Genomic DNA, 24,957 nt, shown 5'->3' on the forward strand with positions numbered 1-24,957 from the left:
TTGTATTAAAACTAGGAGGTTAAATAGATGACAATATCTCTACAAGGAAAAACGTTCGTCGTTATGGGTATTGCTAATAAGAGAAGTATCGCTTGGGGGATTGCTCGTAGCTTGAATCGTGCCGGGGCAAGACTCATATTAACGTACAATCGTGATCGTATGCAAAAAAATGTTCAAGCATTGGCAGAAACGTTAGAACGGGATGATACGATCATTTTGCAATGCGATGTGTCGAAGGACGAATCGATCGAACGTTGTTTTCAAGAAATCAAGGAAAAAGTAGGTACGATCCACGGTTTGGCCCATAGCATCGCTTATGCGAATAAAGAGGATTTAGAAGGGGAGTTTGTCGATACGTCTAGGGAAGGATTTTTGCTTGCCCATAATATTAGTTCCTATTCGCTGACAGCAGTTGCACGGGCAGCGAAGGAACTAATGGCGGAAGGTGGTAGCATCGTCACGTTAACGTATTTAGGTGGTGAGCGAGTCGTAAAAAATTATAATTTGATGGGGGTAGCAAAGGCTTCCCTAGAAGCAAGTGTCCGGTACTTGGCGAATGATTTAGGAAAAGATGACATTCGCGTAAATTCTATTTCTGCAGGTCCAATCCGTACCCTTTCTGCAAAAGGTGTCCGAGATTTTAACTCTGTACTGAACGAAATTGAGGAACGCTCCCCATTACGGAGGACAACTACGGCTGAAGAAGTTGGTGACACGGCCTTATTTTTATTAAGTGATTTATCGAGGGGAATTACCGGCGAAAACATTCATGTGGATTCCGGATTTCACATCGTCTCAATTTAATCAAATCGTCGTTGTATGAGGATACTCGTCACTTTTTGACGAAGTTCCTCTTTTTTTATCATTAATTTCCTTTCTCCATACATATTCAATTTATATTTTAACATCGATTTTCCGTTTGCATACTTATATATTGACAGATTTTGAGGAGGTGAAACATTTCGTGGGAAATGCGCTAAATAAACACCGTTCCAAACCGCTTTTATACATTCAACAACCTGAATTTCCGGAGGTTTCAATTATACAACAAGAAAAAATCTCCATACCTGTCGATCATTCGAAGGAACAATTGGAATCCGATGGAAAAGGGAGAAGAAAAAAACAAAAAAGGTTGCCTGTCGTTGATATACTTGTCATAGAAGATAAGGAATCTACAGAAGGGAAGATTACACCATCGGAACAAAATGCGGAGCCCTCAAGGGGAAAAACTGGGCGACGAGAATGGGTGCAAAAAGGGGATAAAAACCCGATAGCTGGAAAAAGCATTGAACATATTTCCATCGATGAAAAAGACGAAGCAAAAGCGAAGGAAAAGGATTCGAATATAAAAGAGGTCATTCGTCGCCTTGCCCTTTACCCACCTGTGTTAGAACGACCTATTTGTGAGGCGACAATACGTGGAGAACGGAAACGATTTCAAGTATTAAGTAAACGGGGAAATTTCGTTCGCATAAAAGTTGACAATTCAATCGAGATGTATAACTACAAAGAATTTTATGATTTTCAAATTATCAACCCTACAAACAATAACGAAGATAGTAAATAAATTCCAAAAATGAAAAGGTGACTCAAGGGTAGATCGCGCCCATAGAGTCACCTTTTTCAAAAAGGGAGATTGGTGAAGTCCTTTCTATTACAAATTGACAGGTGGTAAGCATGTGACGGCACAAAAGCATTTCAAATCAACGGTAATGCAAACATTTGTCGCTTCTAAGTCCGCATGTTCGATCTTCTTTAATAGATCGCCTCGATTTCTTGTATCCGCTTCTTGTAATAGTTCCAAAGTGGCACAACAGGTTTCTGGGTCTACATCATTAACTCGGAATACGATGGAATTAATCACATCTAATTCAGTATCCGTTTCATCGGATCTTCTGACTCCATGACCGACAAACAATTCGCAAGTCCCTTTGCAAGTTAACATAACGGGAATGGTATTGTATGGACTTGATGCGCCACCGACAAGTTCTTGAATGGCCGTATCGCAACTAAATTGGCAATCATTTTCCACTTGGTCCTGTGCCTCCACTATGGATAGCAATGTATCGCAGACACAATTCGTAAATTTTTCGGAATGTTTCCCCATACTGCTTCCTCCTTGTATCCATGAATTGATTTCAATATCAGACTATGTAAACATCCCATAGGTGGAATCGGTAATTTGCCTAATTTCAGGTATTTTCATGAAAGAAATAAGCCTAGAATGGAAAGGAAATGGTGATGGACATGGAAAATATCGAATTGGAAATGGGAACGTTTCTTCTCTTTGTGCTCGCTTCCTTTCGTCTAACACGTTTGATCGTTTTCGATAAAATTACAGAGTTTATTCGCCGTCCCTTTATGGAAGAAGTAACAGAAATGGATGAAAAGGGAGAAGAGGTCGTTTATATCGTTCCAAAATCAAGGGGAATTCGGAAATGGGTTGGAGAACTGCTTGCATGTTATTGGTGTACGGGCATATGGGTAAGTGCCTTCCTCCTTTTGATTTACTACATTGACCCTTACGTTTCTACACCGATCCTTCTTCTTTTTGCCATTGCTGGAGCTGCTTCACTGATCGAAACCGTAATTGGTAAATTATTGGGACAATGAAATAAACAGAAGGCATTTTATGTTCATAAACTATGAAGGAAAGGAGAGAGTTCAATGACAAAAAGTAAAGCCGTTTTATCCAATGAAAAAAGGACGAATCTTGTGAATAAAAGGAAAAAAAGGCCTTGTGGCTGTAGAAAAAGGAGAAAAACGAACAGATGAAAGGAGTAGCTGCCTAAACGAGGCGGCTTTTTTCATGAAGAAATTTCATTCATAAAACAAAAAGAAATGAAAAAAATATATATGAGTCATTCCGTCAAATTTAAAGTTAGGAAGGAAAACGATGAAGATTAAAAACATATCGAAGCTATCCATACTTATTCTTACAATATTGCTTGTTCAAGCATGTAGCAACTCCGACGTAGATAAACAATCGCTCATGTCCTTAATCAAGACAACCAATCCACCTCCGATATCTGCAATAAAGGATCCGAAGGAAGAAAGGATCGTTCTGGACATACAGGAAGAAGTTTTATCCAATGAAAAAATTTATGATGTAGCTGTGATAAAAGGAAAGACCGATGTCCTTGTCGCTTATAAAGTAAAACATATTCATCGATTTCGGATGAAACAAATCAAAGGTGAATTGAAAAAACGACTGGAAGACCAATTTGAAAATGTACAATTTACCCTATCCAGTGATTATAAAATATTTTTGGAAGCTGTAAAGTTACAAAAACGAACAGAACAAGATAACTTATCAGAAGAGGAATTCGATGAACAGTTGAAAGACATCATTCAATTGAGTAAAGAACAAACGTAAAGGAGGAGAAGGATGAATCATCAACAAAAAACGTATGAACAAAAGGCGTATGAAAAAATCCAAAAGAAGCACGAAGCGAAGCGTCCCCTATTACGGAATTGTATCGTCGCCTTTTTTGTAGGCGGATTGATTTCCATGATTGGCCAAGGAATTACATACTTTTATATATATTTTTTTAATTTTACGGAAAAAACAGCTAGCAACCCGACAGTTGCTACGATGATCTTTTTATCCATGCTGTTAACCGGATTCGGTGTGTACGATCGATTAGGACAATTTGCAGGAGCAGGAAGTGCCGTCCCTGTTACTGGGTTTGGAAATGCTGTAATTTCTGCAGCCATCGAACATCGTTCAGAGGGGTTCGTTTTAGGAGTCGGTAGTAACATGTTTAAATTGGCTGGATCTGTTATCCTATTTGGCGTTTTTTCTGCCTTTGTTGTAGCACTAATTAAAACGATTTTCACTGGATTGGGGGGAGGATAATGCTGGCGGGTGGTCAAAGTTGGATTTTCAATCGTTCTCCGATTATTTTATCAACGGGTATCGTCGGAGGGCCCTTTGAAAGGGAAGGAAGGATTCCGGAAGAATTTGATTATTTTTACGATGACTTATGGATGGGTGAAGATTCTTATGAAAAGGCCCATCGGAAATTAATCGAAGAAGCAGTAACAATAGCGCTAAAAAAGGGAAACATCCAAAAGGAAGTCGTTCAATTTATGATTGGTGGGGATTTAATTAATCAAATTACACCAACGAATTTTGCTGCCCGTAACATATCCATTCCCTACCTTGGCATCTTCAGTGCCTGTTCCACTTCGATGGAAGGATTAGCTATAGCTGCATCGATTATTAACAATGATGGAGCGAACTACATTATAACTGGAGCAGCAAGCCACAATGCCGCTGCTGAAAGACAGTATCGGTATCCGACGGAATATGGGGCACAAAAACCTCCAACGGCCCAATGGACGGTAACAGGGGCCGGATATGCAATCATCGGAAAATCAAACAATCAATCGAAACCACGACCGAAGATCACGAGTGCAACCATCGGAAAAGTAGTCGATATGGGCTTAACGGATCCATTTAATATGGGACAGGCGATGGCACCGGCTGCAGTCGATACGATCATCGCCCATTTCAATGATTTAGGAAGAGATTTTGATTATTATGATTTAATTATCACCGGTGATTTAGGAAAAATTGGGCGAACCACTGCCATTGAGTTATTGAAAGAGAAGGGGATACCGGTTGCGGAAAACAAATTTCTCGATTGCGGGTTAATCATTTATCGAGAAGATCAACCTGTCCAAGCAGGTGCAAGCGGTGCGGCATCTTCGGCTACCGTTATTTACGGCCATATTTTCAACCAAATGAAAAAGGGTGTGTATACAAAAGTCCTTTCCATTGCAACCGGTGCATTACTTTCACCGATGACCTTTCAGCAAAAGGAAACGATTCCTTGTATTGCCCATGCGGTATCGATTGAAATGGAGTGAAAAAAGATGACGATTTGGAAAGGAGAATGGACTATGTTAGCTATGTTTTTTTGGTCCTTTATTGTAGGTGGTTTTATATGTATGATCGGTCAATTGCTTTTCGATTTGGCTAAACTTACACCGGGCCATACGTTAAGTCTGTTAGTTGTAATCGGTGCGATTATGGACGGTCTCGATTTGTATGAACCGTTGATTGATTTTGCAGGAGCTGGTGCAACCATTCCGATTACAAGTTTCGGCAACGCTTTAGTTCACGGTGCAATTCAAGAGGCGGAAAAGCATGGAATCATCGGTGTGATTACAGGTATGTTTGAAGTAACTAGTTCGGGTATTTCCTCAGCTATTATTTTTGCATTTATTGGTGCACTTCTTTTTAAATCAAAAGGTTAAAAATGTACGGAATGATTCTCAAAATGAATCAACATAGGAACCGTCAAGTGCCCATACTTTTTTCTCCTTCTGAACATATCCTACAATGAAGCAATGAATAAGTGAGGTGAAAGGGATATGAGTTGGGGTTACGGATGTGGTCTTGGTGGCTATGGCTCAGGCTATGGACCTGGATACGGTTGTGGTTACGGTTCATCATTTGTGTTGATCGTCGTTCTGTTCATTTTGTTAATCATCGTCGGTGCAAGCTTTATTTAAAGGTTGGAACTTACCGGCTTTTCCATGAAGGTAATTAGAGAAAAGCAATTAGGGGCATCCTAATTTTTCGGATGCCTTTTTCATGTTGTAAAAAAACATAATGGGATCATCCTATTTTTCACCCTTTTTAAGTGAAATAGCGGGAACGTTCAGCACTTTCTTTTCACTTCCGCATAAAATAATGTAGTCTATAAAGGAGTGTGACTGCGTGAATGGAAAACCAGTTTTTTAAAAACATTGAAAAGAAAACCGGTGTAAATATGAATGAAATCTTCCAATTGGCATCATCGCTACAAAATGCAAATTTTCAAGATGAAAAAACCGTCCGATCGGTGATTCAAAAAGTTGCACGAATTGCAAATCGGTCCATTTCAAAAGATTTAGAGAATAAAATCGTCCAAACGATCATCCAAGATGGAAAACAGCTCGATTTTAATACGATTGCCAAAATGATCAATCAAAAAAAATAAAGAATACATCCTTTTTCTTTTGAAAAGATAAGAAGGGGAAGAACTCGTTTATACAGTCGTTTGAAAATTATTAAAATATGGAATATAATAAAAGTAAGAAAAGGATGGGGAGGGGTTGGACATGGGTTATATTTTACCAATGAACCATTATGGAGACCGCCATTTCCGTAATCGAATTGAGAAATATAGATCAAATAATCTTTTGGTCCAACCGTCGATGAAAGTTGAGAAGATTCAATTCGATCCCCGTAAATTGTCTCAAAAAAGAAAAGGCGATCAATTGAAAGGTATGAAATTTGATCGCTATGTTTAACTATTGTAGAACGGTTTTTCATCAATGGAGAGGTTCAAGTCCTCTCCTTATTCGTTTTCATATTCTTGTATGTAAAGGCGTTGCTCTTTTTCCCATTCACAGTAAAGGATATCATTTATGTTGGTAAATCCTAATTTAGCTAATTCTTTCTTTAATTTTTTCTCATCCCATCCGATCGTTTGTAAATTTTCATCAACGATTTCTCCATCTAAAATAAGCGGGTAGGATAAACTTGGAGGATTCGTTTGAATTTGCATATCTTTTTTTGTCACACACTCATAGTCTGGTTTTTTCATAACACTAATCGTTCCGTCTGTTTCTAAAATAGCGAATTCACATTGTTTAATCGAAAATACATCTTTTGAACGTAATAAATGTTGGAGTTGATCTAAATCTAGATGATTTTTTTTCAACGCTTCATAAACGATTTTTCCATTTTGAATAACGATGGATGGTCCACCTTCTAAAAATGGGCGGGTTTTTCGAAATTTTTGCGTAACCATTTCCGTTCCGAAGACTAATAATCCCCACAATGAGAGGACAAATAAAATTTTTCCAATGCCAATTTGTTCATCGAATAAGGCATTTCCAACCAACTCTCCTAAAACGAGGGCGGAGATAAAATCAAAGGCGGTAATTTGGGAAAGTTGGGTTTTCCCAAGGAACTTCGTTAAAATAAGCAAGGCGAAATAACCGACAATTAGCTCACTTGCTATACGGACAAATTCCATTTAATTTCTCCTTTTTTCATTAAAATTGCCCGATAGAAAGGAAACTATTCATAATGTTCCTTGAGGGGATGAGTGGATTGGATTCGGATGAAAATCAATATTCCAATTTTTTAAATGAATCAATTCCAATGGCAGGTCGGAATAAAAGATCTTTTAGAAACAAAAGAGGGGATGTTGTTAAATGGAATAATTCACGGAGATGTTTTGAAGGTTTACTCTTGCGCCTTCAAAAGGGACGCAAGAGCTATTTCGATAAAGAGCGTTCCATCGTTTTATGGGGAATTCCGGCATCCATAAATTCGTCTGAAACAACAGTAAAGCCGAGTTTTTCGTAAAAGGGGATTGCATGGGTTTGGGAGTTTAATTTTACCTTTGAAAAATGGTTTTCCTTTGCAAATTCGATAATCTTTTCCATCAATAATTCCCCTAAACCGCGTTTTCGATAAGAGGGTAGGACACAAATTCGCTCGATTTTCCCGACACCGTCCACTTCACGAAAACGACCGGCACCGATCGGCTCCTTTTGATTATTGTATAGGACGAAATGGGTAGACTCGTCTTCGTACTGATCAATTTCTTCTTCCAGTGGTACCTTTTGTTCCTCAACGAACACAATATGTCTTACTTTCAACGCATCTTTTAACTGTTTTTCTTGTTGAGCAATGATAACTTCCATTCGTTTGATTCACTTCCCTAATAAAAAAGTTTCGTATACGTTCCAAACGCCGTTGTCCAACTGGTAGAGAAGATGGAATCGATCGATCGTTTCTTCGTGCTCGATTTTTAATAAACGTAACTGGCTATACACATCCGCATGTTCACTATTCGACAAATTTTGACCGATTGTAATATGGGGAACGAAAGTATATTCCGGTGGATTTCCGAAAAAGCTGGAATGTAAGTCATCAAATAATCCTTCAAGTTCAGCAACCGGTTCTACTTTAAAAAAGATCACATTGTTTACAGGATAAAAGGAACTAATTTTTGTCGTTTTCAGCGGAAAGGGACCGTATTTTTTGGAAATACGTTCTAATTCGGTTGAGATTTTACCTAATTCCTCTTCAGACGACTCAAAGGCGGATTTTAATGTTAGATGGGGAGGTATTAATGAATAGTGCGGATCATACCGTTTTCTATATGAATTCGCTAAATCTTGTAATTTTTTTGAAGGAAAAATGACGATTCCTACTTTCATGAAACAACCTCCTTTATTATAAAATCAATTTGAATATTTTCGGTTCTTTTTATTATAACAAACTTATGAAAATAAAAAAGCAAAAAAATATCATTCTCCCCCAATTGAAGGAATTTTCTTTTTTCTCGGCTATTCGTTTCTTCGGTCTTTTATATAAACGAGAGCGATAAAAACGATAACACGTCTATTTTTTTTCGAATAAATATTTCAACCCCCGTTTTAGATCCTGTTGCCAGTATTTCCACGAATGGTTTCCAGAAAAAATATCGAAAAAGTACTCAGCTTCAGTTTGTCGAATCACTGCTTGAAGATTTTGATTCGGCGTTAGAAAATCATCGGTAGAACCATCGATTAACGATGCTTCTTTTTCCTCACTTCCAATGACGTGATACATTTGTAACAAGTGCCATTGGTCAAAATTTTTCGCAATTTGAATCATTTCTTCGTTCACATATGGGGAGTGAAGCATTAATTTTCCAAAGGTATTCGGGTATTTCATCGCAGTGAGAAAAGAAATAGAGCCTGCTAAAGAATCTCCAGCAAGGGCGCGATTTGTTCCAGTGTTTGACAAGGAAAAATGATTTTCCACGACTGGAATCAGTTCATGGGCAAGAAAACGAATATATGCATCTTTTTTTATACCATTTGGATGATATTTTTTTCTACGGTCTTCCACCCCATGATGGCTAACACCGATGAATAAAATCGGTTCCATTTCGTTCTTTTGAATTAATTCGTCTAATGTTCGGGCTATTCTACCTAATTGGAAGTAATGTTTTCCATCTTGAGCCACAACATATGGATATGGATGAAATTCGGAATAATTGGGAGGTAAGTACACGAGGAGTTCTACGTCCTCATTTAGTTCATCGCTAAAAAAGGTAATATCTTGCATTCGCCCTTTTTCCATTATTACAAATCCTCCTAACCGTCACAAGTCTTCTTGAAGTAGAAAACTGGAATCGACGAATGATATAGATGATCATTTTTCAAGTTTTTACGAAATCATCATACCATAAGACGGTGGAAAAGGGTGAATGGAAAGACTTCATTGGAAAGGATATGTTTAGTAATGTAAATATAGTTATAAGGAAGTCTATGATGCAGACTCGAATGTTTTTTTCTTTTTATAGGGGATCGCAGCTAAAATTTGTTCAGTCGAAAACTTTCGATAGTGTCTTTTCGTCAGACAATAGGCGAAAATATAGGTTTCCTTCACTTTTTTCACATAGATGATCCGTTTGGTAAACTCACCTTTTTTTGATACATAAATAATTTGTAAGGGGATGTGATGAACTAGGCTTTTCATGAAATATTGATACACGAAAAATCCCTCCTAATATACCCTTTGTTTTATTTTATACGAATATATGTTCGATTTCAAGCGATAAACAGTTTCTTTCCGTTTCGTATGCAGATAGGGAAAAGTAACATTTTCAAAATATACTTTGTATGGATGAATTAAAAAAGAAGATGGAGATTCTGCCATTATTATGTCATAATAGTGAAATTGTGGTGAAAAAATATATAGGAGAATAAGGGAAGGAAGGGTTTTACATATGGAAAAATTGCTCCCAGGCAAAATTGTCCCATTAACTGTCGTTAGGGAAGCCCCGTTCGGGTATTTTTTATCAACTGGAAAACAAGATGTGTTGTTACATGAAAGTCAAATCGTTACCGAGTTGGAAATTGGAAAAGTAATCGATGTATTTTTATATCGGGACAGGGAAGGTCGTTTAGCAGCTACTGAAATCATACCTGAAGTTCGAATTGGCACATTCGGTTGGTGTGTCGTAACGGATACAAAACCAGGACTCGGTGTTTTTATCGACATCGGAATCGGAAGGGATATTTTGCTTCATGAAGGCGATTTACCTAAAGTGAAGGACGTTTGGCCGACAAAAGGTGGGAAGTTATATTGTACATTAAAATTGGATAAATATGAAAATTTATTGGCGAAGTTAGCCAGTGAAAAAGATATGGAACCGTTATTTAAAAAGGCCGATCGAGATGCGTTTAATAAGGATGTGATGGGAATCGTTTATCGAACGTTGCGATCTGGTACATTTGTTATCACGGAAGAAGGTTATCGAGGATTTATTCACGAAAGTCAAAGGCAAAAGGAACCGAGAATCGGATCGAAGGTAAGTGGAAGAGTGATCGATGTGAAATCTGACGGAACGGTAAACTTGTCCCTTTTGCCTAGAAGTTATGAAGCAATCTCCGTAGATGCTGATTCCATTTATCATTATTTGATCGAACGTGGTGGTTCGATGCCCTATACAGATAAAAGTCATCCGGAAGATATTGAAAAACGATTCGGTATGAGTAAAGCCGCATTCAAACGGGCGATTGGTAGATTAATGAAGGAAAGAAAAGTCGTACAAGAGAATGGGTGGACGAAATTAGTAGAAAAAGTTGATGATAAATAATGATTGAGAAAAGAAAGGAGCTTTCCGACGAGTCCCTAAGTTGATGAATGGGAAGGTGTGGCGGTAACAGGCGGGAACAGCACGAGCTGATGATTCCACCAGATGCGAGTCGAAAAGGCTATGCCGTGCAAGCGGTAAGCGTCCCCACCGAAATGAAACCAATCGAATTTCATTTACGAAGAAAAGGGCTGTACTTTCTGGACAGCCCTCTATTTGTCAATCGAAGGATTCTATTTTATTGCAAATTGTATTTTTTAGCGGGATTTTTGTTCAAATAAATTCGTTAAAACGGGAACGACTTGTTTTTTCCTTGAAACGACACCCTTAAGTGGAATTCGGTTATTTTCGATTGGATGATTAAACGCTTGTTCCACCACTTCTTGTTCTTTTCCTAACGTTAAGCCGACAGATGTACTGTTTAAAATATCCGTGATGACAAAAAGGAACAAATCAAGCTCTTTTTCAGCAATTTTTTCTTCCATTGCCTTTTCAATTTCCCCTTGTTTTTCCAACACATCATTCGGATCGACTGTATTAATTTGGGCGATTTCAATACGGAAATCACCGATTTGGAATTGTTTGGCATCTAACGAAATCATTTCTTCACCAGATTTTTCACTCACATTTGCCCCTGCTTTTAACATAGCCATACCAAAGTTTTCCAAATCAACCCCAGCAATATCGGCTAACTCTTTCGCTGCTTGTACATCCTCATCCGTACAAGTTGGTGATTTAAATAACAAAGAATCAGAAATAATTGCTGAAAGGAGCAATCCTGCAATTTCCTTTTTTAACGGAATATTGTTCTCTTTATATATTTTTTTAATAATCGTTGCTGTACAGCCGACCGGTTCTGCCCGATAATAAAGTGGGTCTGCTGTTTCGAAATTTGCAATACGATGATGATCGATTACTTCCAAAATTTTTGCCTTATGTATATCATCTGCACTCTGTTGACGTTCATTATGATCTACTAAAATGACTTTTTCCGTTTCCTCCGTGACATTTGTCACAAGTCGTGGAACGTCCATTTTAAAATAGTCGAGTACATATCTCGTTTCCCCATTCACTTCACCGAGGCGAACGGGTTCGGCGTTCATTCCTAATTCTTTTTTTAATTCTGCATAGGCAATCGCCGAGCATACGGAGTCAGTATCTGGATTTTTATGTCCAAAAACCAATACTTTTTCCATTTCATCCCACTCCAATTCATTTTATTCTAGTTTTCAATACTATTATGTTACATGAAAGGACAAAATTTAACAATATTTTAAAAGGAACAAGGGAAACTTTCATTTTTTTCTTTCTTCTGACTACTTAGATGGAAACAATCTCCATCTGTTCAAGTGTTAGTTTTTCTACTATTTAATCAGTCTGAAAATACAGGTCTTATATATAAAAATATGTGAATGATTCACATACTTTTATATTTTAAACAATTTTTTCAAATTATGTAATTGAAAGCGCTTTTACATGAAGAATACAATGAATTTGTAAGAAATAAATCAATACAGGAGGGTCAAAAAATGAAAAAAGCTTTTAGCATCTTTATGGTTCTTTTGCTAATGGTGTCTTTGGCTGCATGTGGAGGGAACAGTGAAGACGGAGATGGGGATAGCAATAAACTTGTTATATATACCCCAAATAGTGAAGATATGCTCAATCTGTTAATTCCGATGTTTGAAGAAGAAACAGGCATTGAAGTGGAATTGGTAACAGCTGGTACTGGTGAATTAATTAAACGTTTGGAGTCGGAAAAGGATAATCCTTATGCAGATGTTTTATTCGGTGGAAGTAAGGCACAAGTGTTGAATTATCCGGAACTTTTTGAAGAATATGTGTCTGTGAATAATGATGATATGTTAGAAGGACATAAAAATGTCGATGGCTTTTTAACACCGTATACAGCAGATGGAAGTGTCATTTTAGTAAATACGGATTTGATCGGTGATATTGAAATCAACGGATACGCAGACTTATTAAATCCGGAATTGAAAGGAAAAATCATCGGTGCAGATCCACTTAGTTCCAGTTCAGCCTTTGCCCATTTAACGAACATGCTTTTAGCTATGGGTGGATATGAATCCGATGAAGCTTGGGATTATGTTAAACAATTGTTGGAAATTATGGATGGAAAAGTAGCAAGTTCTTCCGGTGCTGTCCATAAAGGGGTTGCAGATGGTGAGTATGTCGTCGGATTAACATATGAAGACCCGGCAGCAAGTTATGTGTTGGATGGAGCTCCTGTTGAAGTCGTTTATATGGAAGAAGGTACCGTCTTCCTCGATGCAGGCGTTGAAATTATTAAAGGTGCAAATAATTTGGAAAATGCGAAGAAATTTATCGATTTTGTAACAAGTAAGGCAGCACAAGATGCACTTGGCGGAGAATTGACGAACCGTCCACTTCGTGCAGACGCAGAAGTAGGTGACCATATGGTACCTTACGAAGAAATTAACGTCATCATGGAAGATGAAGAGTATGTGAAAAATAACCGGGATAAAATTTTAGAAAGATATACTGAAGTATTTACAGATGTTCAAGAGTAAATTGAAAAACATAGAAGGGTGATTAACGTGAGTGTTTCCATTACATTTAATAATATCGTAAAAAAATACGGAGACAATACAGTTATTCCATCACTCTCTATGGGGATTCGGCAGGGTGAGTTTTTCACCCTGCTCGGTCCTTCCGGGTGTGGAAAAACAACATTGTTACGGATGATTGCTGGCTTCAACTCGATTGAAGGTGGCGAGATTTTTTTTAATGATCAATTAATCAATAATAAACCACCACAACATCGGAATATCGGGATGGTTTTCCAAAACTATGCTGTATTTCCCCATTTGACGGTGGAAAAAAATGTAGCATTCGGATTGGAAAACCGAAAAGTTTCTAAACAGGAAATCAAACAAAGGGTAGATCGGATGTTAGACGTTGTTCAAATTTCCAACTTTCGAAATCGGTTACCAGAAAATTTATCTGGAGGTCAACAACAACGGGTCGCCTTAGCCCGTGCAATCGTTATTGAACCGGATGTTTTATTAATGGATGAACCGTTATCCAATTTGGACGCTAAATTGCGGGTAGAAATGCGGAATGCCATCCGAGAAATTCAAAGAAAAGTAGGAATTACGACCGTTTATGTAACCCATGATCAAGAAGAGGCGATGGCTGTTTCCGACCGGATTGCAGTCATGAAATTAGGAGAGATCCAACATATCGGTACTCCTCAAAATATTTATCACCGTCCGGCAAATGTTTTCGTTGCATCATTTATCGGTCGGACGAATATTTTAGACAGGACATGTGTTGTAAAAGACGGAAAAACGATTTTACAATTGACGGATCACTACTTTATCGAGATGGACAATATTACGGTGACAAAAAATGACAACAAGATTCCGGTAAAAGTATCGATTCGACCGGAAGAATTCATGTTTTCACGGACGGAAGAGGGCATGAGTGGCACGGTAATTAGCAATATGTTCCTTGGCTTAAATACCCACTATTTTGTAGAATTAGAAACCGGTGAACAAGTGGAGATCATTCAAGAATCTTCAATGGAAAAAATATTGGAACCGGGTACAGAAGTAAAATTAATGGTAAAAAAAGAAAAAATAAATGTTTTTGACGGTGAAACGGAAAAAAGCATAACAAAGGGTGTAATCAATGATGCCAAATCATAAAAATCGGGATATTTGGTCCGTCATTACGATCGCTATTTTAATATTATATGCAATTATTCTCATTTTTCCTCTTTTTACGATCTTAAAAGAAAGTGTCGTAGGTGGGGAAAGTGGCCAGTTTTCGTTGGAATATTTTGCAAAATTTTTTAGCAAAAAATATTATTATGGCACGTTATTTAACAGTTTAAAGGTTACCCTTAGTGTAACGATCCTTTCAGCAATTATCGCCATTCCGTTAGCTTATATCATGACAACAGTAAAAATAAAAGGAAGTGGATTTCTTCAAGGGTTAATTGTTATCTCGATGATGAGTCCACCGTTTATTGGCGCGTATTCTTGGATCTTGTTGTTAGGTAGGAATGGAGCGATTACAAATTTTTTGAAAGATACCTTTAATATTACAACTCCAGACATATACGGTTTTACAGGAATCGTCCTCGTTTTAACGTTACAATTAACACCCCTTATCTTCCTTTATTTGATGGGGGCGTTAAAAAGCATCGATAATTCCCTTTTGGAAGCTGCTGAAAGTATGGGGTGTGTCGGGTATAAAAAAATCATTAAAATCGTCGTTCCTCTTCTTATTCCGACCTTGTTATCTGGTGCTTTACTCGTCTTTATGCGTGCGTTGGCAGACTTTGGAACGCCGATGTTAATTGGAGAAGGCTACAAAACGATTCCGGTTTTGATCTTCAACGAGTTTATTAGTGAAATGGGCGGAGATGATGCATTTGCAGCTGCCATAAGTGTAATAGTTATCATTCTAGCCTTAACGGTCTTCTTAATACAAAAATATGTTTCCAATCGAAAAGCATTTTCCATGAATTCCCTGAATCCAATTCAAGCGAAAAAGGAAAAAGGTTGGAAAAACTTCTGGGCTCATTTTTACGTGTATTTATATGTGGCTTTAGCCTTTTTGCCCCAACTGTATGTGATGTATACCGCTTTTTTGAAAACGAGCGGAAGAATTTTTGTCAAAGGGTATTCACTCGATAGTTTTAAAATGGCCTATGAACGTGGAGGCGATGCGATTGCAAATACCTTTATGATCGGCTTTTCCGCCTTGGCATTGGTCATTCTTTTAGCAATTTTAATCGCTTATGTCACCGTTCGTCGCCGCAATTCCATGACAAATTTGTTGGATATTATCGCGATGATTCCTTACATCGTACCTGGATCTGTACTAGGGATTGCTTTATTGCTCAGTTTTAATAAGCCACCAATTTTATTGAGTGGAACAGCTTTCATTATGATTATTGCGTTTGTCATCAGGCGTTTGCCGTATACGATCCGATCGAGTGCAGCGAACGTTCTCCAAATTAGTCCGAGTATTGAAGAAGCATCGATGAGTTTAGGGGCATCCAATTTTAAAACATTCTTTAAGATTACATTGCCGATGATGTTACCTGGTGTTATATCTGGAGCTATCTTGAGTTGGGTGACGATTATTAGCGAATTAAGCACATCGATTTTATTGTATACAGCTCGAACGAAAACGATGACCGTTGCTATATATTCGGAAGTGATTCGTGGAAATTACGGTACTGCCGCGGCCTTATCAACTATTTTATCTGTCGTAACAATCGTGTCATTAATCATATTCTTTAAATTAACTGGGAAAAAAGATGTCAGTATTTAAGATTGTTCGACAAAAAACTTTGATACGTTTTCTTTTTCACAATATGTTACATTAATAATGACTACGTATGTTTAATAGAAAAGAGCGAGAACAGAAGGAATGGACGCCTATGATTTATAAAAGAAAAAACTTTAAAGAGGAAACGAAAACCCTTTTTCTTAAGTATGCTTTTATACCGGTTGTTTTATTGTTCTTGCTCTTTTTTGTTTTCTTAGTTTTCTTTCTGTTTGCTAAGCTTGTGTATGATACGAATCAGGCATCTAAACAAATTTATGAGGAATTTACCACAGTATATGATGAATATCTCATTGAAGTAGAAAGGATGGCAACATTGCCAGCTGTTCAGGAATATTTACAAACGGGTAGGAACAGCAATCTTGTTTTTGAAGCCTTTTATGATTTTAACAATGAACAAATGATTCGCAGCGTATTTCACCTCGTTGATTCCAGCGGGGATTTTCTACTTTCATCTAAAACCCCTGAAAATGATACGACAGATTTTAATTTGACGAATTTTATCCGAAGGTTAAAAAACTATCCGGAGGAAATTTTAATTGGTACGGGAGAAACGGCGTATACCCACGGGGAAGTGGCTGTATTTAGTATAGGAAAGGCGATTATATATGGAGGGGAAGTCCGTGGTTTCCTTATTTTTCAATGGATGGAAAGTGACCTATTAGATCTATTATCCAAAGATTATTCGGACATTTCTGTTGTAACAGATCAATATAACAATATTATCGTTACGACAAATCGATTAGCGAAAAATTTTATTAATAAATTTATTCCTACTTATACTTCCGATCAATTCGTCGATATAAAAAATAGTAAATATTTCATTCGCCTCGTTGAAACAGACAAGTATCCTTTTAAAGTTTATTCTTTGAATATGCTCATTATTGAACCTTTATACATCCTTTTGTACATCGTATTTGCCGGTTTAATCGGATTGACCCTGTATTTTTTCTTGAATTATTTGGCGGAAAAAATGTCCTCCCAAAATAGTCGTTCGATTGAAAAGTTGATGGAAGGTGTCAATCGCCTGAAGGAAGGGAAGCTAGATTCGTATGTCCATTTAAAAACAGGGGATGAATTTGAAGTATTAGCGAACCAATTTAATAATATGCTTGACCATTTAAACTCATTGATGAAACGAAATGAAGAACTGTCGAATATTCGAAGAATTAATGAAATTAAATTTTTAGAAAGCCAGTTCAATCCCCATTTTTTGTTTAATGCTTTAGAAACGATTCGTTATACGATGTTTATGGATACGAAAAAGGCAGAACATATTATCTTAACCTTATCGAAATTGTTGCGATACAGTATTAATAAAGATCAGCAAATCGTTTTGTTTAAGCATGATTTGGATTATATTGTTGATTATTTAAGTTTGCATAAACTGCGATACAATGAACGGCTAGAATATGAAATCCGTGTGCCAGAATCTATCCAATATTCCTTCGTGCCGAAATTATTGTTACAACCAATAATTGAAAATTCGATCAAATTTGGCTATCGAACGAAATCCCATTTAAAAATTTCGATTGAGGGGATTCAAGAGGGAAATGAAATTCTTTTAAAGGTAATCGATAACGGGAGCGGGATTAGTCAGGAAAAAATGGAAGAAATTCAAAAGATTCTTTCTGGTAAGAAAAAATCAGGCGAACATATCGGTTTGTTAAACGCACATAAACGGCTTGCTTTACAGTATGGCGAGCATTACGGACTTACCATTCATAGTGATTTTGGGAAAGGAACGGAAGTAATATTAAAACTCCCATTTAAAAATAGTATGTGAGTCCAACAATTGAAACCAGATTTAACGATCAACTGTTCATCGATTAATGCAATCAATCGAGGATTCGAGTCAAAAGGACAAAAGTGAATGCCAAATCAGGTAGGGGGTTAAAAATGTTTAAAATCGTTTTAATTGAAGATGAAGACATCATTCGAAATGGATTAAAGTTCTCTATCGATTGGGCAGCCCTCGATTGTACAATCGTTGGGGAAGCGAAAAACGGGGAAGAAGGAATTTCTGTGATCGAGGCGTGTAACCCGGATATCGTTTTTTTAGATATTAATATGCCAGTTAAAAACGGTCTTGAATTATTAGAGGACTGTGATGGAAAGTTTTCCTTCAGTACTATAATCATATCCGGTTATAACGATTTTAAGTATGCACAAATGGCCATTAAGTTTGGAGTGACTGAATATTTATTAAAACCGGTGGATCGAACGGAACTGGTGGATGCATTAAATCGGGCAAAGTCAATCGTCGAATTACGCAAAAACTACCGTTTAGTTGAAGAAAATATCAAAAACCCAGAAAGTATAGAAGTACTTCAAAAAAAATGGCTATTACGTGAACACAATCAAACTTCTAAATACGTTGCGGAAATTATTCGATATATTCAATCCAATTACGATCAAAAAATTAGTATGAACGATTTGGTCGAACCACTCGGAATGAGCATCACATTTTTAAATCAAAAATTTAAAGAAGAAACAGGAATTACTTTTAACGACTTTTTAAATCGATATCGGGTTCATAAAGCGATGGAGATTTTAAAAAAAGGGAATATGAAAATTACAATTTTAGCTACGGAAGTCGGATTTAGTGATTATCGATATTTCATTCAAGTTTTCAAAAAATATACCGGAATGAATCCGAGCGACTTTGTGGAATATTTTAAAACGAAGAATGATGAAAATCGATCTTTTTTTTAAAAAACCTTTACAAAATAAGAAATGTCATTTATATTAGAAGTGTAGAAGGTGGTTATAACCAAAAATAACTACTATAGTAGGAGGTAATTACCATTTTACAAAGGGGAAGTAAAGTTCCTTTATATTATCAGTTAATGGAAGATATAATTAAAAAGATTGAAAATAAATTTTATAAAGAACATGATCAATTGCCATCTGAACGGGATTTATGTTCAATGTATGGAACGAGTCGAATCACCGTTCGCCAAGCATTACAAGAATTGGAGCGAGAAGGATATATTTATAAGATTCAAGGAAAAGGTACGTATGTAGCTTCAAAATCATACAATCAAAAGTTGATTAAATTATATAGCTTTACCGATGAAATGAAAAAACTAGGGAAAAATCCGTCGACGAAAGTTTTATCTTTTACAATTATGTCCGTCGATGAATATTTAGCGGAGAAAATGAACCTGTTACCGAAAGAGGAAGTTTTTAAAATTGTTCGTTTACGGCTTGCTGATGGGGAACCGATGATGTATGAAACCACTATTTTACCGAAAAAATGGTTTCCACATTTAACTGCGACAGACCTAGTACAAAGACCGATGTATGATATTTTCTTACACGATTACCAAGTGAAGGTAACGAGGGCAATTGAACAATTTTCTGCAACAACCGTTCGCCAAGAAGAAGCAGAATATTTAAATTGTCGTACCAATCAACCAGCCTTGTTCCTTAAACGGTTTGCTTACTCCAACAGGGAATTGATCGAATATACAAAAAGTGTAGTTCGGGGTGACAAGTTTGTATATACTGTAGAGTTAACATAAGTATATACACCCCTTTTTTGTACAAACTGGTTATGATAACATTACCAAAAAAGGATTAAATGGAGGGTCAGCGATGTTTAACTTGACAATGGAAGAGTTAACGGAGAAAAAAGGAATATTTACAGCTAAGGAAATCGTTCAACAACCTGAAGTGTGGAGGAAAGTTTACGAAGATTTTATCGTCAAAAAAGAGCTTTTCAAAATGTTTATGAATGAAATTATAGAAAAACATGAGCGTATACGAATCATCTTTACCGGGGCTGGAACATCTGCCTTTATTGGCGACACTATCGTCCCGGAATTAAGGTGTCAAGGTCAAAGTCAATATGAATTTGAAGCGATTCCGACTACCGACATTGTTGCATCTCCAAAAAAATATTTAGTTGAGACGGATCCAACAATTCTCGTCTCCTTTGCACGATCGGGCAACAGTCCAGAAAGTGTGGCGGCAGTAAAAATCGCAAAAGAATATATTAATGATTTGTATCAAGTGGTTATTACATGCAATAAACAAGGGGAGTTAGCAAAAAATACCGTTGATGATCCAAAGAGCTTTCTATTCCTTTTGCCAGATGAAGCCCATGACAAAGGATTTGCCATGACAAGTAGTTTTTCAGGAATGGCATTGGCTGCATATTTACTGTTTTCGAGCGATTCTTCTTTTACGGATGAGGATATTGCACGACTTATTGAATCTGGAAAATCTATTATTCCCATTGTTGCAAATACGGTGGACGATCTTTTATCTTTCGACTTTAAAAGAATCGTATATTTAGGATCGGGCTCGTTCGGTCAGTTATCCCATGAAGCTGCTTTAAAAATGCTTGAGTTAACGGCTGGTAAGACTGTAGCGATTCATGAGTCATCCCTCGGTTTTCGCCACGGACCAAAGTCGATTTTAAATGAAGAGACGCTTGTCGTTCTATTTGTATCCCAAGACGAATACACAAAAAAATACGATTTGGACATGTTAAGAGAAATTAAAGGTGATGGAATGGCCAAAGTAGTTGTGTTGATGCCTAAAAAGGATGAAGAAATGGAGACATTTGCAGATTGGTTGATCCCGATTGAGCCGAAAAATGATAAGTGGAAAAATGATTTCCTATTAACAATTCAATATATTATTTTTGCTCAAACACTCGCTTTAAAAAAATCCCTTTCCCTAGGTATTACCCCAGATAACCCCAGTCCTGAAGGGAGAGTAAATCGTGTTGTGAAAGGTGTCACAATTTATCCGTGGGAAAACTAATCGGAGTTTTTTATAACTTGCAATTTTCTCCTGTTTTTCAAAAGTAGGAAGAAAATTAAGAAAAAATGTTTTCAAAACTGAAGTAAACTGGGACTTTCGACTGGTTAATTGATGGCGAGAAATACAATCTTAGGAACTGGAAGACTTCAAGTAAATCGTATGGTAGTCACCGATGGTAAGATGAAAAGGTTAAATTTTCAATGTGAAAACTATAAGTAAATGGTACTAGCTAAGAACTATTAGGGGGAACGAAATAATGGCTTATTTAATGAATTCGAAAGATCTTTTACGAAAAGCACAGCAGGAACGATATGCGGTTCCAGCGTTTAATATTCATAATTTAGAAACGATACAAACCGTTGTTGAAGCAGCAGTGGAACTTCGGTCTCCTGTTATTTTAGCAGCGACTCCCGGGACGATGGATTTTGCTGGTAGAGCGTATATACAAGCGATTGCAGAAACAGCGGCAAAGTTGAATGATATCCCAATCGTTTTGCATTTAGATCACCATCATACGTATGAATCGATCGAGGAATCATTAAAATTAGGAACGAAATCTGTCATGATTGATGCGTCTCAAAAAAACTTTGAAGAAAATATTTCTATTACAAAAATGGTTGTAGAAACTGCCCATAAATACGGTGCAACGGTAGAGGCTGAATTAGGAAAATTAGTTGGACAAGAAGATGATTTAATCATTGATGATTGTGATTCAGCTTATACCGATCCTGATTTAGCCGTTGAATTTGTCGAACGAACGGGTGTGGACTCTCTAGCAGTGGCAATTGGAACAGCCCACGGATTATATAAATCGGAACCAAAACTTGACTTTGAAAGATTGACGAAGATTAGGGAGAAGGTTAGCGTTCCTCTCGTTTTACATGGTGCATCCGGCGTTCCCAAAAAAGATGTTCAAAAATGTATTGAATTAGGCTGTACGAAGGTGAATATTTCAACCGAATTAAAGATTCCTTTTTCTTCCGGATTACGGGAATATCTTATCAATCATCCAGAAGAAATGGATCCGAGAAAATATATGAAACATGCAAAACAAGAAATGAAAAATGTCGCGATTGAGAAAATCTTGATGTGTGGAAGCGCTGGAAAAGCATAATTTTTACAAACGGTGGGGACAAAAATCTCCACCTTTTTTATCAATTAATATGTAATTAGGAGTGAGTTATATGATTTTAACTGTAACGTTGAATCCCTCTGTCGATATTCGATACATGTTACCGACGTTTTTATTGGATGAAGTGAATCGAGTAGACAATATATCGAAAACAGCAGGTGGGAAGGGATTGAATGTTAGTCGAGTATTAAAAATGTTAGGGGAAAAAGTTTCAGCGACCGGTTTCCTTGGCGGTGAATGTGGTGAATTTATAAGAAAAAATATCGTAAAAGAAGGAATAATAAACGATTTTGTACCTATTTCATCAGAAACTCGCAATTGTATCGCAGTAATCCATGAAGGAAAACAAACGGAAATTTTGGAATCGGGTCCTGTTATTACCGAAAGGGAATTAAATATGTTTTTAGAAAAATTTTCTTCCATCATTCATGATTTCCGCATCGTTACGGTTTCAGGGAGTCTCCCAAAAGGGATGCCTGATGATTTTTACTCGAAAATAATCGAAATATCGAATAAAGAAAATATACCGGTTTTATTAGATATTAATGGCCAATTGTTACAAAAAAACTTAGGGGGCAAATACAACCCAATTTTAATTAAGCCAAATAAAAAAGAACTAGAAGACTTTATCGGATTTCCAATTTTAAAGGAAAATGATATTTATAAAGCGATTCGAACACCGATTCTAAATAATATTGAATGGATTGTCGTTACTCTCGGTGCTGAAGGGGCCATTGTTAAACATCGGGATGCATTGTATCGAGTATATCCTCCGAAAGTAAATGTAATCAATCCAGTCGGTTCCGGTGACTCTGTTTTGGCCGGTTTTGCCTCTGGAATTAGGAAAAACTTAGAAGATATACCGTTAATCAAATATGGAATAACAATGGGCGTGTTAAATGCGATGGAAAAGGAAACCGGTCGAATTAATCTGCATAAAATTGATTGGTGTATCCAAAATATGCGAGTCGATCGAATAGATGGATCATTGGGCCGGTAAGGAAAATTGAGGTTTTTCTCCAGTAGGATTATGCTAATGATAATTCGCTTTTTACATCCAATTGTGATAGAAATGTTATTTTGTCAGATAAACTCTTTTACGGTAAATGATTTAGGCAAACAGTTTACCATATTTGTCCATCGAAAAAAGTGCCATTATTCACTAGGAAATAATTTAGTACAAAATTTTCACACATTTGATCCTTTAAATCCAACTTATGGATGCGTAGCCGATTATTTTATCGAGGATTGAATTCGATCTTTTATTAACGTGTTCCGAAATAGGGGGACACGTTTTATAGTGAAAAAGTAATCTTTCGCATCATTTTTAATTTAGTGAAGGGGACAACCCTTCATTTCTTTGTAAATATAACGTTTGTTAAAAAATAAAAGATTTTTCGCTTAGACAAGCATTTCCTATTTATTTTTTCAAAAAAATATGATAATGTAATGAAAAGTTTTAATATGATATCTATAATTTTTTTAATTTTAAAATTTATTTCAAACTGACTTTTTTGGGATGAGGAGGATCTTTCTTAATGGAAAATCGAAATGTTACGATGACATCTTATGTTTTTATCGGAATTATGCTCTTTGCTTTATTTTTTGGTGCAGGGAATTTAATATTTCCAGCCACGTTAGGTCAACATGCGGGAATGAATGTGGGAATTGCACTCCTCGGTTTTTTAATTACCGGCATTGGATTACCCTTTGTTGGGATTATGGCAATCGGCGTTTCAAAAAGCGATAGTTTGCAACAATTGGCGAGTAAAGTCCACCCAATTTATGGTGTTCTTTTTACCGCCTTATTATATTTGACGATTGGACCGTTTTTTGCCATACCGAGAACAGGAGCGGTTGCTTATGAAATCGGGATTGTTCCGTTTATTGGCGATGGGGCAGGTACCTTGGCTTTATTATTATTTACTTTTTTATTTTTCGTTGCTACATTGTGGTTATCTTTGAGCCCTGGAAAACTTGTAGATCGGATTGGAAAATGGATGGCGCCAGTAATTATTGCTCTAATTTTTATTTTAATCGTCCTTTCCCTTCTAAAACCAATGGGTTCGCTCCAAAATCCCCAAGGAACCTACATGGACGGTGCCTTTTTAAAAGGATTTTTGGAAGGTTACAATACGATGGATGCACTCGCTTCCTTAGTTTTTGGTATTGTCGTTATCAAAGCAATTCGCGATTTAGGGATTACTACTGGAAAAGGTATTTTGTTGACGACGATGAAATCGAGTTTGTTAGCTGTATTGTTATTAGGAGGAATTTACTCAGGTATCGCATATATTGGGGCAACGAGTGTGGAAAAATACGGTATATTTGATACAGGTGGTCCGATTTTAAGCCATGCATTTGCCCATTATTTTGGTTCCTTTGGGATGGTCGTTTTAGCAATCGTCATTATTCTCGCTTGTTTGACGACAAGTGTTGGACTAATTGTTGCTTGCAGTGAATATTTTGAACAATTATTTCCGAAAGTTGGATACAAATCCTTTGTGTTTTTCTTTACGATTTTTTCTTTCATCATTGCCAATTTCGGATTGTCGAAAATTATATCCTATTCCATACCGATGTTGATGTTTCTATATCCCCTTGCTATCGTATTAATGATTTTGGCCTTTTTATCGCCTGTTATTCATTCATCGCGATTCGTTTTTTTTACAACGATTTTTGTAACCTTTGCCGTAAGTATCATCGATGGATTGAAGGCACTATGTAAATCTTTACATTTGGAATATTTCGATTGGTTGGAGGCAGTGATGTCTTTTTATAATCGTATTTTACCCTTTTATGAGGCGGGACTCGGTTGGCTCGTGCCTGCGATGATTACCATGATTTTTACAACAATGATTGTAAAGATACAAGATGTAAGAATAGAAAGGAAAGTAATCAATAAAATTTAACTGTATTGATTAAAGAGAAGATGTCGCTGATCAATGGACATCTTCTTTTTTTTATCCATCCATACGCTTCTTGTGTAAAAAAATTAAAAAATAAACCTAACTGTATCAACATTTTCGGCATATTTTTCAA

Annotated in this window: 27 protein-coding genes and 1 pseudogene; 21 read left to right on the forward strand and 7 right to left on the reverse strand. The window is 36.7% G+C overall.

From position 1 onward, the window contains the following. The first annotated feature begins 27 nt into the window (after positions 1-27). Positions 28-804: an enoyl-ACP reductase FabI gene (gene fabI / locus OE105_RS02830; RefSeq protein WP_275421219.1), complete on the forward strand. Its 777-nt coding sequence runs from the start codon at positions 28-30 to the stop codon at positions 802-804. A gap of 160 nt (positions 805-964) precedes the next feature. Further along, on the forward strand, positions 965-1,567 hold the full coding sequence (locus OE105_RS02835) for a hypothetical protein (protein ID WP_275421220.1): 603 nt from the start codon (positions 965-967) through the stop codon (positions 1,565-1,567). 87 nt (positions 1,568-1,654) lie between these two features. Here the strand turns inward: OE105_RS02835 and OE105_RS02840 are convergent, their stop codons facing one another. Further along, entirely contained in the window at positions 1,655-2,107 is a 453-nt protein-coding gene (locus tag OE105_RS02840) for a CotY/CotZ family spore coat protein (RefSeq protein ID WP_275421222.1), read from the reverse strand. A gap of 134 nt (positions 2,108-2,241) precedes the next feature. On the opposite strand from OE105_RS02840, the gene OE105_RS02845 reads away from it, so the two are divergent. The 8 genes and pseudogenes from OE105_RS02845 (at position 2,242) to OE105_RS02880 (ending at position 6,306) form a co-directional block, all read left to right on the forward strand. Next, positions 2,242-2,613, forward strand: a complete 372-nt coding sequence (locus OE105_RS02845) for a DUF1360 domain-containing protein (protein ID WP_275421223.1) — start codon at positions 2,242-2,244, stop codon at positions 2,611-2,613. A gap of 283 nt (positions 2,614-2,896) precedes the next feature. Further along, complete coding sequence (locus OE105_RS02850; protein WP_275421224.1) at positions 2,897-3,376, forward strand: sporulation protein; 480 nt, start codon at positions 2,897-2,899, stop codon at positions 3,374-3,376. Positions 3,377-3,388: 12 nt separating this feature from the next. Next, positions 3,389-3,859 (forward strand): stage V sporulation protein AC, encoded by a 471-nt coding sequence (gene spoVAC / locus OE105_RS02855; RefSeq protein WP_275421226.1) that lies wholly within the window; start codon positions 3,389-3,391, stop codon positions 3,857-3,859. Next, on the forward strand, positions 3,859-4,875 hold the full coding sequence (gene spoVAD / locus OE105_RS02860; RefSeq protein ID WP_275421227.1) for a stage V sporulation protein AD: 1,017 nt from the start codon (positions 3,859-3,861) through the stop codon (positions 4,873-4,875). Before spoVAC ends, spoVAD begins: the two co-directional genes overlap by 1 nt. Before the next feature lie 33 nt (positions 4,876-4,908). Further along, on the forward strand, positions 4,909-5,265 hold the full coding sequence (gene spoVAE / locus OE105_RS02865; RefSeq protein WP_275422076.1) for a stage V sporulation protein AE: 357 nt from the start codon (positions 4,909-4,911) through the stop codon (positions 5,263-5,265). Between the two features lie 189 nt (positions 5,266-5,454). After that, positions 5,455-5,523, forward strand: a pseudogene (locus OE105_RS13915) (YjcZ family sporulation protein); the annotation flags it as partial. A 212-nt stretch (positions 5,524-5,735) separates the two neighbouring features. Next, a complete protein-coding gene (gene spoVIF / locus OE105_RS02875) occupies positions 5,736-5,993 on the forward strand; it encodes a sporulation-specific transcription regulator SpoVIF (RefSeq protein WP_275421229.1) in 258 nt (85 codons plus the stop codon). 121 nt (positions 5,994-6,114) lie between these two features. Beyond that, positions 6,115-6,306 carry a hypothetical protein gene (locus tag OE105_RS02880; RefSeq protein ID WP_275421230.1) on the forward strand — a complete coding sequence of 64 codons (192 nt, stop codon included), beginning with the start codon at positions 6,115-6,117 and terminating at the stop codon, positions 6,304-6,306. 47 nt (positions 6,307-6,353) lie between these two features. Here the strand turns inward: OE105_RS02880 and OE105_RS02885 are convergent, their stop codons facing one another. The 5 genes from OE105_RS02885 to OE105_RS02905 form a co-directional block, all read right to left on the reverse strand. Beyond that, entirely contained in the window at positions 6,354-7,037 is a 684-nt protein-coding gene (locus OE105_RS02885) for a DUF421 domain-containing protein (RefSeq protein WP_275421231.1), read from the reverse strand. Positions 7,038-7,281: 244 nt separating this feature from the next. Then, on the reverse strand, positions 7,282-7,713 hold the full coding sequence (locus OE105_RS02890; protein ID WP_275421232.1) for a GNAT family N-acetyltransferase: 432 nt from the start codon (positions 7,711-7,713) through the stop codon (positions 7,282-7,284). Between the two features lie 9 nt (positions 7,714-7,722). Then, positions 7,723-8,232, reverse strand: coding sequence for a YjcG family protein (locus tag OE105_RS02895; protein WP_275421233.1), 510 nt, complete (start codon positions 8,230-8,232; stop codon positions 7,723-7,725). 184 nt (positions 8,233-8,416) lie between these two features. Beyond that, positions 8,417-9,142: an alpha/beta hydrolase gene (locus OE105_RS02900; RefSeq protein ID WP_275421234.1), complete on the reverse strand. Its 726-nt coding sequence runs from the start codon at positions 9,140-9,142 to the stop codon at positions 8,417-8,419. Between the two features lie 186 nt (positions 9,143-9,328). Beyond that, a complete protein-coding gene (locus OE105_RS02905) occupies positions 9,329-9,556 on the reverse strand; it encodes a hypothetical protein (protein ID WP_275421235.1) in 228 nt (75 codons plus the stop codon). Positions 9,557-9,791: 235 nt separating this feature from the next. Here OE105_RS02905 and OE105_RS02910 point away from each other — a divergent pair, with 235 nt between their 5' ends. Beyond that, positions 9,792-10,664 carry a CvfB family protein gene (locus OE105_RS02910; RefSeq protein WP_275421236.1) on the forward strand — a complete coding sequence of 291 codons (873 nt, stop codon included), beginning with the start codon at positions 9,792-9,794 and terminating at the stop codon, positions 10,662-10,664. Positions 10,665-10,918: 254 nt separating this feature from the next. On the opposite strand, the gene OE105_RS02915 is transcribed toward OE105_RS02910, so the two are convergent. Continuing rightward, on the reverse strand, positions 10,919-11,857 hold the full coding sequence (locus OE105_RS02915; RefSeq protein WP_275421237.1) for a manganese-dependent inorganic pyrophosphatase: 939 nt from the start codon (positions 11,855-11,857) through the stop codon (positions 10,919-10,921). Between the two features lie 333 nt (positions 11,858-12,190). Between OE105_RS02915 and OE105_RS02920 the strand changes: the two genes are divergently transcribed. The 10 genes from OE105_RS02920 (at position 12,191) to brnQ (ending at position 24,827) form a co-directional block, all read left to right on the forward strand. Next, positions 12,191-13,213 (forward strand): ABC transporter substrate-binding protein, encoded by a 1,023-nt coding sequence (locus tag OE105_RS02920; RefSeq protein WP_275421238.1) that lies wholly within the window; start codon positions 12,191-12,193, stop codon positions 13,211-13,213. A 27-nt stretch (positions 13,214-13,240) separates the two neighbouring features. After that, the gene (locus OE105_RS02925) at positions 13,241-14,353 is read left to right on the forward strand and encodes an ABC transporter ATP-binding protein (RefSeq protein ID WP_275421239.1); all 1,113 of its coding nucleotides are present in this window, start codon (positions 13,241-13,243) and stop codon (positions 14,351-14,353) included. Beyond that, on the forward strand, positions 14,337-15,992 hold the full coding sequence (locus OE105_RS02930; RefSeq protein ID WP_420842562.1) for an ABC transporter permease: 1,656 nt from the start codon (positions 14,337-14,339) through the stop codon (positions 15,990-15,992). Before OE105_RS02925 ends, OE105_RS02930 begins: the two co-directional genes overlap by 17 nt. Before the next feature lie 109 nt (positions 15,993-16,101). Then, complete coding sequence (locus OE105_RS02935) at positions 16,102-17,793, forward strand: sensor histidine kinase (RefSeq protein WP_275421241.1); 1,692 nt, start codon at positions 16,102-16,104, stop codon at positions 17,791-17,793. Between the two features lie 113 nt (positions 17,794-17,906). Further along, on the forward strand, positions 17,907-18,722 hold the full coding sequence (locus OE105_RS02940) for a response regulator transcription factor (RefSeq protein ID WP_275421242.1): 816 nt from the start codon (positions 17,907-17,909) through the stop codon (positions 18,720-18,722). Between the two features lie 134 nt (positions 18,723-18,856). Then, positions 18,857-19,534, forward strand: coding sequence for a GntR family transcriptional regulator (locus OE105_RS02945; RefSeq protein WP_275421243.1), 678 nt, complete (start codon positions 18,857-18,859; stop codon positions 19,532-19,534). 73 nt (positions 19,535-19,607) lie between these two features. Then, complete coding sequence (locus OE105_RS02950) at positions 19,608-20,783, forward strand: SIS domain-containing protein (protein ID WP_275421244.1); 1,176 nt, start codon at positions 19,608-19,610, stop codon at positions 20,781-20,783. Between the two features lie 256 nt (positions 20,784-21,039). Then, a complete protein-coding gene (locus OE105_RS02955) occupies positions 21,040-21,897 on the forward strand; it encodes a tagatose-bisphosphate aldolase subunit GatY (protein WP_275421245.1) in 858 nt (285 codons plus the stop codon). A gap of 70 nt (positions 21,898-21,967) precedes the next feature. Continuing rightward, positions 21,968-22,915 carry a hexose kinase gene (locus tag OE105_RS02960; protein ID WP_275421246.1) on the forward strand — a complete coding sequence of 316 codons (948 nt, stop codon included), beginning with the start codon at positions 21,968-21,970 and terminating at the stop codon, positions 22,913-22,915. 538 nt (positions 22,916-23,453) lie between these two features. Beyond that, positions 23,454-24,827: a branched-chain amino acid transport system II carrier protein gene (gene brnQ, locus OE105_RS02965; protein WP_275421247.1), complete on the forward strand. Its 1,374-nt coding sequence runs from the start codon at positions 23,454-23,456 to the stop codon at positions 24,825-24,827. The last annotated feature ends 130 nt before the right edge of the window (positions 24,828-24,957 follow it).

The organism is Fervidibacillus halotolerans, assembly GCF_026547205.1.
Lineage (GTDB): Bacteria > Bacillota > Bacilli > Bacillales > Caldibacillaceae > Fervidibacillus > Fervidibacillus halotolerans.

Coding starts and splice junctions, on each gene's coding strand:
- fabI (WP_275421219.1), top strand. CDS start 28: ATGACAATATCTCTACAAGGAAAAACGTTCGTCGTTATGGGTATTGCT.
- OE105_RS02840 (WP_275421222.1), bottom strand. CDS start 2,107: ATGGGGAAACATTCCGAAAAATTTACGAATTGTGTCTGCGATACATTG.
- OE105_RS02845 (WP_275421223.1), top strand. CDS start 2,242: ATGGACATGGAAAATATCGAATTGGAAATGGGAACGTTTCTTCTCTTT.
- OE105_RS02850 (WP_275421224.1), top strand. CDS start 2,897: ATGAAGATTAAAAACATATCGAAGCTATCCATACTTATTCTTACAATA.
- spoVAC (WP_275421226.1), top strand. CDS start 3,389: ATGAATCATCAACAAAAAACGTATGAACAAAAGGCGTATGAAAAAATC.
- spoVAD (WP_275421227.1), top strand. CDS start 3,859: ATGCTGGCGGGTGGTCAAAGTTGGATTTTCAATCGTTCTCCGATTATT.
- spoVAE (WP_275422076.1), top strand. CDS start 4,909: ATGTTAGCTATGTTTTTTTGGTCCTTTATTGTAGGTGGTTTTATATGT.
- spoVIF (WP_275421229.1), top strand. CDS start 5,736: ATGGAAAACCAGTTTTTTAAAAACATTGAAAAGAAAACCGGTGTAAAT.
- OE105_RS02880 (WP_275421230.1), top strand. CDS start 6,115: ATGGGTTATATTTTACCAATGAACCATTATGGAGACCGCCATTTCCGT.
- OE105_RS02885 (WP_275421231.1), bottom strand. CDS start 7,037: ATGGAATTTGTCCGTATAGCAAGTGAGCTAATTGTCGGTTATTTCGCC.
- OE105_RS02890 (WP_275421232.1), bottom strand. CDS start 7,713: ATGGAAGTTATCATTGCTCAACAAGAAAAACAGTTAAAAGATGCGTTG.
- OE105_RS02895 (WP_275421233.1), bottom strand. CDS start 8,232: ATGAAAGTAGGAATCGTCATTTTTCCTTCAAAAAAATTACAAGATTTA.
- OE105_RS02900 (WP_275421234.1), bottom strand. CDS start 9,142: ATGGAAAAAGGGCGAATGCAAGATATTACCTTTTTTAGCGATGAACTA.
- OE105_RS02910 (WP_275421236.1), top strand. CDS start 9,792: ATGGAAAAATTGCTCCCAGGCAAAATTGTCCCATTAACTGTCGTTAGG.
- OE105_RS02915 (WP_275421237.1), bottom strand. CDS start 11,857: ATGGAAAAAGTATTGGTTTTTGGACATAAAAATCCAGATACTGACTCC.
- OE105_RS02920 (WP_275421238.1), top strand. CDS start 12,191: ATGAAAAAAGCTTTTAGCATCTTTATGGTTCTTTTGCTAATGGTGTCT.
- OE105_RS02930 (WP_420842562.1), top strand. CDS start 14,337: ATGATGCCAAATCATAAAAATCGGGATATTTGGTCCGTCATTACGATC.
- OE105_RS02935 (WP_275421241.1), top strand. CDS start 16,102: ATGATTTATAAAAGAAAAAACTTTAAAGAGGAAACGAAAACCCTTTTT.
- OE105_RS02940 (WP_275421242.1), top strand. CDS start 17,907: ATGTTTAAAATCGTTTTAATTGAAGATGAAGACATCATTCGAAATGGA.
- OE105_RS02945 (WP_275421243.1), top strand. CDS start 18,857: ATGGAAGATATAATTAAAAAGATTGAAAATAAATTTTATAAAGAACAT.
- OE105_RS02950 (WP_275421244.1), top strand. CDS start 19,608: ATGTTTAACTTGACAATGGAAGAGTTAACGGAGAAAAAAGGAATATTT.
- OE105_RS02955 (WP_275421245.1), top strand. CDS start 21,040: ATGGCTTATTTAATGAATTCGAAAGATCTTTTACGAAAAGCACAGCAG.
- OE105_RS02960 (WP_275421246.1), top strand. CDS start 21,968: ATGATTTTAACTGTAACGTTGAATCCCTCTGTCGATATTCGATACATG.
- brnQ (WP_275421247.1), top strand. CDS start 23,454: ATGGAAAATCGAAATGTTACGATGACATCTTATGTTTTTATCGGAATT.